The 5,391-nt window shown below is 70.6% G+C and carries 5 protein-coding genes; 4 read left to right on the top strand and 1 reads right to left on the bottom strand.

Translation table 11 applies throughout. The features are described from left to right. Nucleotides 1–118: 118 nt before the first annotated feature. Nucleotides 119–1,618, bottom strand: a complete 1,500-nt coding sequence (locus ACFWY6_RS29015; protein WP_360780750.1) for a PLP-dependent aminotransferase family protein — start codon at nucleotides 1,616–1,618, stop codon at nucleotides 119–121. 64 nt (nucleotides 1,619–1,682) lie between these two features. Between ACFWY6_RS29015 and ACFWY6_RS29010 the strand changes: the two genes are divergently transcribed. The 4 genes from ACFWY6_RS29010 to ACFWY6_RS28995 all read left to right on the top strand — a co-directional run bounded on the left by ACFWY6_RS29010 (nucleotide 1,683) and on the right by ACFWY6_RS28995 (nucleotide 5,213). Then, nucleotides 1,683–2,417, top strand: a complete 735-nt coding sequence (locus ACFWY6_RS29010) for a YitT family protein (RefSeq protein WP_384696320.1) — start codon at nucleotides 1,683–1,685, stop codon at nucleotides 2,415–2,417. Beyond that, the gene (locus ACFWY6_RS29005) at nucleotides 2,414–3,181 is read left to right on the top strand and encodes a glycerophosphodiester phosphodiesterase (RefSeq protein ID WP_384696317.1); all 768 of its coding nucleotides are present in this window, start codon (nucleotides 2,414–2,416) and stop codon (nucleotides 3,179–3,181) included. The genes ACFWY6_RS29010 and ACFWY6_RS29005 overlap by 4 nt, the downstream gene beginning before the upstream one ends. Nucleotides 3,182–3,229: 48 nt before the next feature. Next, on the top strand, nucleotides 3,230–4,582 hold the full coding sequence (locus ACFWY6_RS29000; protein WP_384696314.1) for an MFS transporter: 1,353 nt from the start codon (nucleotides 3,230–3,232) through the stop codon (nucleotides 4,580–4,582). Nucleotides 4,583–4,838: 256 nt separating this feature from the next. Then, the gene (locus tag ACFWY6_RS28995; RefSeq protein WP_030360404.1) at nucleotides 4,839–5,213 is read left to right on the top strand and encodes an RNA polymerase-binding protein RbpA; all 375 of its coding nucleotides are present in this window, start codon (nucleotides 4,839–4,841) and stop codon (nucleotides 5,211–5,213) included. Nucleotides 5,214–5,391: the final 178 nt, after the last annotated feature.

The raw sequence follows: 5,391 nt of genomic DNA, 5'->3' as shown, positions 1-5,391 counted from the left end.
ACGCGCCAACGCCGTTGAGTGTTGCGGTTTCAATTTTTTTTAAATTTTACCCCTTACATCCGTCGTCTGCCACCCGCCACCTGCCACCTGCCACCTGCCACCTGCCACCTGCCCGGCATCACGCCACAAACGCCCGAGGCGTCTCCACCCCGGCCCCCGCCCCCGTCTCCACCAACCGAGCCGCCGCCGCCAGTCGCGCCGCCGCCTCGTCCGCCACCGCGCCTCCCACGGTGAACGGCAGCCGCACATACCCCTCGAACGCGCCGTCCACTCCGAAGCGCGGCCCCGACGGGACCCTGACCCCCACGCGTTCGCCGACCTCGGCGAGGCGGGAGCCGGAGATGCCGCCGGTGCGCACCCAGAGGGTGAGGCCGCCGGCCGGCACCTCGAACTCCCAGCCGGGCAGTTCGCGGCGGACGGCGGCGACCAGGGCGTCGCGGTTCTCGCGCGCCTGGGCCCTGCGCACCTCCACGGCCGACTCCCAACCGCCGGTGTTCAGGAGCCAGTTCACGGCCAGCTGTTCCAGGACGGGGGTGCCCATGTCGGCGTATGCGCGGGCCGAGATCAGGCTGCGGATCACATCGGGGGCGGCCCGTACCCAGCCGATGCGCATGCCCGCCCAGAAGGCCTTGCTCGCCGAGCCGACGGTGATGACGGTCGAGCCCGCCGGGTCGAATCCGCAGACGGGGCGCGGCATCGGCAGGTCCGTGTCGAGCTGCAGTTCGCTCATCGTCTCGTCGACGACGAGGACGGTGCCGGAGGAGCGGGCCGCGTCGACGAGTTGGCGCCGCTGGTCCTCGTCGGCGAGGGCGCCGGTGGGGTTGTGGAAGTCGGCGACCACGTAGGCGAGCCGGGGCGCCGCGTCGCGCAGCACCTGGCGCCAGCGGTCCATGTCCCAGCCGCCGAGTCCATCGGCCATGGCGACGGGGACGAGGCGGGCGCCCGTCTCGCGCATGAGCTGGAGGATGTTGGCGTACGAGGGGGATTCGACGGCGATGCGTTCGCCGCGCGGGGCGAAAAGGTGGCAGATCGCGTCGATGGCGCCCATCGCGCCGGTGGTGACCATGATCTGTTCGGGCATGGTCGGGATGCCGCGCGCGGTGTAGCGCTCGGCGAGCATCTGGCGCAGTTCGGGCAGTCCTGCCGGGTAGTCGCCGTGGGTGTGGGCGTAGGGAGGCAGTTCCTCCAGGGCGCCCTGGACGGAGCGGGTGAGCCAGGGCTCGGGTGCGGGCAGGGCCGCGCAGCCGAGGTCGATCATCGAGCCGAGCGCTTCGGGGGGCAGTGGTTCGAGCCCGCGCGCGGGCAGCGGGTTGCCGGCGGGGACGGCGGTCCAACTGCCCGCCCCCCTGCGGGATTCGAGGAATCCTTCGGTGCGCAGCGCCTCGTACGCGGCGGCGACGGTGGTCCGGCTGACGGAGAGCGACACGGCCAGTTCGCGCTCGGCGGGCAGCCGGGCGGCGACGGGGACCCGGCCTTCGAGGACGAGCATGCGGATGCCGTCGGCGAGGGCTCGGTAGGCGGGCGGCCTGCGGCTGCCCGGGCCCGCGGGGCGGGTCTGCTGAGAGGTGAGCAGCCGGGCGAGTTGTGTGGCGCCCACCGCCGAAGTCCACTGAGCCATGATTCCCAGTCCACCTTCCTGGAATTGGCCATGGTTGGCATCCCTTTACAAGCCACAGAGTGTCATGCGTCAGGCCACTACCACTAGCGGGGGGCATCTCTTGTCCACGTCGAAGCCACCGACTCCACCGGCCGCCCGGGAGCCGCGACCAGTGAAGGCGCACCTCGCACGTCGCCTCGTCCAGTTGTACGTGGGCCTGGCGCTGTACGGGGCGAGCTCCGCCCTCCTTGTGGAGTCCGGGCTCGGCCTCGAGCCGTGGAACGTGCTGCACCAGGGCCTGGCCGAGCTGACCGGGATGTCCATCGGGGTCGTCTCGATCTTCGTGGGCGCGGCCGTGCTGCTGCTGTGGATCCCGCTGAGGCAGCGTCCCGGTCTGGGCACGGTGTCCAACGTCTTCGTCGTGGGCCTGGCGATGGACGGCACCCTCGCGCTGCTGCCGGACGCGCACGCGCTCGGCGCCCGTGTCCCGCTCCTTGTGGCGGGCATCGTCCTGAACGGTGTGGCGACCGGGCTCTACATCTCGGCCAGGTTCGGGCCGGGTCCGCGGGACGGTCTGATGACGGGCCTGCATCAGCGCACGGGCCGTTCGATCCGGCTGATGCGGACGCTGATCGAGGTGGCGGTGGTGGCGACCGGCTTCGCGCTGGGCGGCACGGTGGGTGTGGGGACGATCCTGTACGCGCTGGCGATCGGGCCGCTCGCCCAGTTCTTCCTGCGCTTCTTCGCCGTCCCTGCTCCATCCGGGAGTGCTGTGGTGGCCGCCGGCGGTCAACCGGAGCAGGCGATACTGCAGCGGTGACCCAGCGCGTACGCCATCCCTATCTCGACCATCCGGGCCCGCTCGCCTTCGCCCACCGCGGCGGGGCGGCCGACGGCCTGGAGAACACCGCGGCCGCGTTCCGGCGCGCCGTCGGCCTGGGCTACCGCTACATCGAGACGGACGTGCACGCCACGTCGGACGGCAGGCTCGTCGCCTTCCACGACGCGACGCTGGACCGGGTGACGGACGGGGCCGGCCGGATCGCCGGCCTTCCCTGGGAGGACGTGCGCCACGCGCGCGTGGCGGGCCGTGAGCCGGTGCCCCTCTTCGAAGAGCTCCTGGAGTCGTTCCCGGACGTCCGCTGGAACGTGGACGTCAAGGCCGGGCCCGCCCTGCTCCCGCTGCTCGATCTGCTGCGCCGTACGGACGCCTGGGACCGTGTGTGCGTGGGCTCGTTCTCGGAGGCCCGGGTGGCCAGGGCGCAGCGCCTTGCGGGGCCGCGCCTGGCCACGTCGTACGGGACGCGGGGTGTGGCGGCGCTCCGGCTGCGCTCCTACGGGGTGCCGGCCATGGTGCGCGCGTCCGCGGTGTGCGCGCAGGTGCCCGAGACGCACGGCGGGATCCGGGTGGTCGACCGCCGCTTCGTGCGCGCGGCCCACGCGCGCGGGCTGCAGGTCCATGTCTGGACGGTCAATGACGCGGACCGCATGACGGCCCTTCTCGACCTCGGAGTGGATGGCATCATTTCCGATCACATCGAGACGCTGCGCGAGGTGCTGAAGGACCGGGGCACCTGGGCCTGACCGCTCTGGCGGGGGCAGCGGACCACGGGGAACGGCGAGGGGGCACGGGTGGGCAGCGACACCGTGCGGGCAGAGCGGACGGCCGACGAGGAGGCCGCAGGGCGACGGCGCGAACAGCGCGGCTGGTACGTCTACGACTGGGCCTGTTCCGTCTACTCGACGAGCGTCCTGACGGTGTTCCTCGGCCCCTATCTGACGGAGATCGCCAAGGCGGCCGCGGACGCGGACGGGTACGTCCATCCGCTGGGCGTCCCGGTCAGCGCCGGGTCGTTCTTCGCGTACACGGTCTCGGCGTCGGTGCTCGTCTCGATCTTCGTGATGCCGATGGCGGGGGCGGCCGCCGACCGTTCGGGCCGCAAGAAGCCGCTCCTGGCGGCAGCGGCCTATCTGGGGGCCGGGGCGACGGCGGGGATGTTCTTCCTGGATGGCGACCGCTATCTGCTCGGCGGGTTCCTGCTGATCGTCGCCAATGCGTCGCTCGCCGTGTCGATGGTGCTCTACAACTCCTACCTGCCGCAGATCGCGACCCCCGAGGAGCGCGACGCCGTCTCCTCGCGAGGCTGGGCGTTCGGTTACGCGTCGGGCGCGCTCGTCCTGGTGGCGAATCTGGTCCTGTTCCTGGCGCATGACACCTTCGGTGTCTCCGAGGCGACGGCCGTACGCATCTGTCTGGCGTCGGCGGGTGTGTGGTGGGGCGCGTTCACGCTCGTACCGCTGCGGAGGCTGCGCGACCGCAAGGCGCCGCCTTCGGAGACGGCGGGACGCGGCTGGCGGCAGCTGGCGTCGACCGTGCGCGACATGCGCCGCCACCCGCACACCCTCGCCTTCCTCCTGGCGTACCTCGTCTACAACGACGGCGTGCAGACGGTGATCTCCCAGGCGTCCGTGTACGGCTCGGAGGAGCTGGGCCTCGGCCAGTCCACGCTGATCGTGGCGGTCCTGCTGGTGCAGCTGCTCGCGGTGGCGGGCGCGCTCGGCATGGGGCGGCTCGCCCGTACGTACGGGGCCAAGCGCACGATCCTGGGCTCGCTGGTCGCCTGGACGGTGACGATCGGCGGCGGGTATTTCCTGCCTTCGGGGGCGCCGGTGTGCTTCTTCGTGCTCGCCGCGGGGATCGGTCTGGTGCTCGGCGGCACCCAGGCCCTCTCGCGGTCCCTCTTCTCGCATCTGGTTCCTGCGGGGAAGGAGGCCGAGTACTTCTCCGCGTACGAGATCAGCGATCGCGGGATGGCCTGGCTGGGGCCCCTGGTGTTCGGCCTGACGTTCCAGCTCACGGGGAGCTATCGGGACGCGATCATCTCGCTGGTGGCCTTCTTCGTGATCGGTTTCGCGCTGCTCGCGCGGGTGCCCGTACGGCGTGCGGTACGCGACGCGGGAAATCCCGTACCCGACAGGATTTAGCAACTGAAGCCAAAGGGCGGTAGTGTACGCGTTTGGCCTACCAGGCGGACCGTTACTGCGCGATGAGCATTCAGAAACGCTGGGTGACATCTGTGACCAGATGTGACAAACCGGGCGCTGGTGGGTACAACAAGGGGCGGCATACGACGGCGACGCATGACCCTGAACGGGAATCTTTACCGCCGACCGGACGTTGACCGGATGACGACGACAGCGACACCTGTCCTGTGGGCGACAAGCCCGGGAGGCACGATTCATGAGTGAGCGAGCTCTTCGCGGCACGCGCCTCGTGGTGACCAGCTACGAGACCGACCGCGGCATCGACTTGGCTCCGCGCCAGGCCGTGGAGTACGCATGCCAGAACGGACATCGATTTGAGATGCCCTTCTCGGTAGAGGCGGAAATCCCGCCGGAGTGGGAGTGCAAGGTCTGCGGGGCCCAGGCACTCCTTGTTGACGGCGATGGACCTGAGGAGAAGAAGGGGAAGCCTGCGCGTACGCACTGGGACATGCTCATGGAGCGCCGTACTCGAGAGGAACTCGAGGAGGTCCTGGAGGAGCGCCTCGCGGTGCTTCGGTCGGGAGCCATGAACATCGCGGTGCACCCGCGGGACAGCCGCAAGTCCGCCTGACGGCGAACTGAACAACACCGCACATACGAAGGCCGGGGCCCTGCTGAGCAGGGCCCCCGCCGTCGTGCGGGGTTCGTGGGGGTGCCCCCCCCCGGGCGCAGTGCGGTCGCTTATACACAACTGTCGCTGCCGACGACCAAGCCAGTGTAGATATCGGGGGTGGGCGGGGGCTTTATCT

Source organism: Streptomyces sp. NPDC059037 (assembly GCF_042740015.1).
Classification (GTDB): Bacteria; Actinomycetota; Actinomycetes; order Streptomycetales; family Streptomycetaceae; genus Streptomyces.
This window is presented reverse-complemented; position numbering and strand designations above follow the sequence as displayed.

Coding starts and splice junctions, on each gene's coding strand:
- ACFWY6_RS29015 (WP_360780750.1), bottom strand. CDS start 1,618: ATGGCTCAGTGGACTTCGGCGGTGGGCGCCACACAACTCGCCCGGCTG.
- ACFWY6_RS28995 (WP_030360404.1), top strand. CDS start 4,839: ATGAGTGAGCGAGCTCTTCGCGGCACGCGCCTCGTGGTGACCAGCTAC.
- ACFWY6_RS29010 (WP_384696320.1), top strand. CDS start 1,683: ATGCGTCAGGCCACTACCACTAGCGGGGGGCATCTCTTGTCCACGTCG.